This window comes from Neisseria sp. HMSC067H09 (assembly GCF_001814135.1).
In the GTDB taxonomy this organism is placed as follows: Bacteria; Pseudomonadota; Gammaproteobacteria; order Burkholderiales; family Neisseriaceae; genus Neisseria.
Map to the genome: position 1 here is coordinate 1 of NZ_KV814835.1, position 2,947 is coordinate 2,947.

3 protein-coding genes are annotated in these 2,947 nt (G+C 43.7%); all 3 read right to left on the bottom strand.

Features of this window, described 5'->3' with window-relative positions; all coding sequences use genetic code 11:
• Nucleotides 1–346: 346 nt before the first annotated feature.
• The gene (locus HMPREF2954_RS00065) at nucleotides 347–1,534 is read right to left on the bottom strand and encodes a zonular occludens toxin domain-containing protein (protein ID WP_070688943.1); all 1,188 of its coding nucleotides are present in this window, start codon (nucleotides 1,532–1,534) and stop codon (nucleotides 347–349) included.
• Between the two features lie 9 nt (nucleotides 1,535–1,543).
• A complete protein-coding gene (locus HMPREF2954_RS00070) occupies nucleotides 1,544–1,876 on the bottom strand; it encodes a DUF2523 family protein (RefSeq protein ID WP_070688944.1) in 333 nt (110 codons plus the stop codon).
• Between the two features lie 2 nt (nucleotides 1,877–1,878).
• On the bottom strand, nucleotides 1,879–2,947 hold a 1,069-nt coding region (locus HMPREF2954_RS12590; protein WP_321178144.1), incomplete at its 5' end, for a virulence factor TspB C-terminal domain-related protein.

Consider the following 2,947-nt stretch of genomic DNA (forward strand, 5'->3'; position numbering starts at 1 on the left):
ATAATGTACTTTTTTGTCCAGTTTATTAAATTACACACCCCACAATCTTGCCTTCGGCGACCCTTCGGGGACGTTCGCCACGTGGCAGGCGGGCAGGAAACAAAACCCTTCCTGCCCACCTACCACAAGCGTGCTTTTGTGCTTTAAAGAGTAAAGGGGGTATTCATAAAGATTGGGCAAAAATCACGCCCAATCTTTACAAACCTTCCCCCTTGACTCTTTAAATCCCAATTCCTTAAAAATAAATGTCGTCTGGATTTCAGACGACCTTTTATATTAACGAAAATTTAGCCGGCGATGACTCAACAAGCTGAAAATAATTAAAAAACACTCCATTCAATTTTAATCAATTACTTGAACCAACCACCCCGCCACGCGCTGCAAACTTCTGTCCCGCTTCAACATAGCCATCGTACATCAAATTTTGAGGACTTTTGCCGCCAAGACTAACCACCTGACCGGAATTATCATTCATTGGCTGAACATTTGCATTTTGAACAACATCCCTATTTGGTTCTTTATATGGATTAAACGGCATGCCGTTTTTTGCATATTCATTACAGGTTTTTTTGTCTATCTCTTTGATAACCGTACCTTGAGATGAATAGCAGGAACAGCCCGATTTACCGCCCGATATACACGCAACAGGATATTCAAGCTGCTTTACCTGCCTAATCGAATCGTACAACGGCTTTGACTCAACCATGCCTTCGATTTTAGGCTTTAACATATCTTCAGTAAGATTTTTATTCTGATTCGGTGCTATCTGCGCCCCCATCTGATTCCCTGCCTGAACAGATTTATTATTTACGCCTTTTTTTAAATCATCTGACTTAACGTCAACAACAGACGACACAGATGAATTTTCTGAATCAGATTTTTCAGACGACCCCAAACCCGACAAAAGAGAATATCCCATATAGGCAGTTATACCAAACACAACCAAAGCAACCGGAATAACCCAAAGAACACGGCTTTTAGGCGTTTTTACTTTGGTATGTATCTCAGCAGACTTATAGAGACCAAACGCTTTTTTATCAAACTTATAGACTTCAGGACGGGCGTTTTTCATCCCTGATTTTGGACTGTTTTCACAATAATCCCAAAAATAACGCATACGCACACCCAAAGGCGTTTTATGAATATGGTAATGCGCGCCTACCAAATCTCTAACGTGCTTATCAATACGACCAGGCATTTGCGTGATTAGAATAATATCGACACCCGAATGTCTATGAACATGAAGCCATTCTACAAGCTCAGGCGTTTTAGAACCCGAAGAACGCGGCGGAAAAATGTTTTGCGCTTCGTCAATAATGACGACAGAGCCATTATTTTCAGGATACTGAAGCCAAACATTCATGTCATTTATGGTATGACCTTCAGGAATTTTTTCAGTAGGAATTACCAGATCGGGTATGCCATGCGTGAAAATTTTACGACCCGCCCATTCTTTTTTAACCTTTTTTGCCAAATCTGAAACGACAGACAAAGTTTTGCCCGAACCGGGAACACCTGTAATCAAAGTAATCATGACTAATCCTTATTTTATAAATTTAAAAGCGCGGTAAGACGACCAGATACCAAACGAAAAGGCAAACCCGCCAAAAATAATATTCATGGCTTCAGGTATGCCAGCCAATCCGAGCAAGCCAATCAAATCGGCGGGCATTCTGAAATAGTTATCGGCGACGTAGTTCAATATGCCATCAGTAGCCACCGAAAGCCCTTCATACGAGACGAGCGTCACACCCAGCCCTAAAAGAAGCTGGAAAAATAGGTTTTTCAGGCTAGGCAAAAACGCCAAAAACAGGCGTCCCAAATACTGGAAAAGCACCCTAAACAAACCACCTAAAAAAGCTGCAAGAGCCGGCATTTTTAACCCCTCATAGAATTGACCGTCTTATAAACCATCATGGCTGCCATAAAATAGGCAAGCGTTATAAATACATATCTCAACCTTTGGGCAGCTTCGCAAATAGGCGACCACGAGAATGAATGACGACCAAACTGCCCAAAATCAAGCAAAATATCTTGAGGACACTGACCACCAGTAACAAAAGCAGAAGAGGGCGAAAACGTCCCGAAATTACCATCCGACTTAATCCCACCCCAATCAGGCTCACCGCCGCCATCAGGCACGTCAGGAACGTCAGGAAGCCCATATTGTTCACTTCCTGAACCATCCCCATTACCATCAGCATTACCACCCGAATTACCATCAGAATCAGCCTTTTTAGACCCATTCGATTCACCCGATGAAGCACCTGATTTATTACCCATATCATCAGAACCGCCCAACTTTGAATTGCCCTGACCAGTATTTGACGAATCGGTTTTATTCGAACTCGAATCAGATGAATTTTGCGCAGTGCCACCGCCAGCGGACGGCGCACGACCTGCGTCGTTTGCGCCATTCCCGCCGGCGGCTGCACCCGCGCCATTTGCTTTATTGCTTGACGCGCCACCCCCAACGGATCCGCCACCACCCGCGCCCGAACCGGATGAACTTGAAGAAGTTGAATTGTTCGATGTTGATGAATTTCCACCTAAAGAACCGACAGACGAGCCGCCAAAATTCGTATCTTTAGCCTTTGTAGTACACAAAACGGAAAATGTACCACCCGAATTTTTTGTTATTTGACGATAACCTTTATGGCAAGAAGATTCTGATTTAATTTGATGCTTATAAATTGGCTCTAAACCCCAAGACCATTTCGCCTTAGTATCCCCGCCATAACAACTACCATTTTCATAAAAAAAGCTTGAACCATCATAGCCTCTACCAGAACATGCAGATTCGGGACTATCTCCATAATTTGAGTGACCACCCAAACTATAAGCATGCCAATAGGCAATATTTGAATTTTTATCCTTTGCTGATGGCAATGCGCCACCGCCTGACGAGCCACCGCCACCGCCACCGCCTGACGAACCACCGCCACCG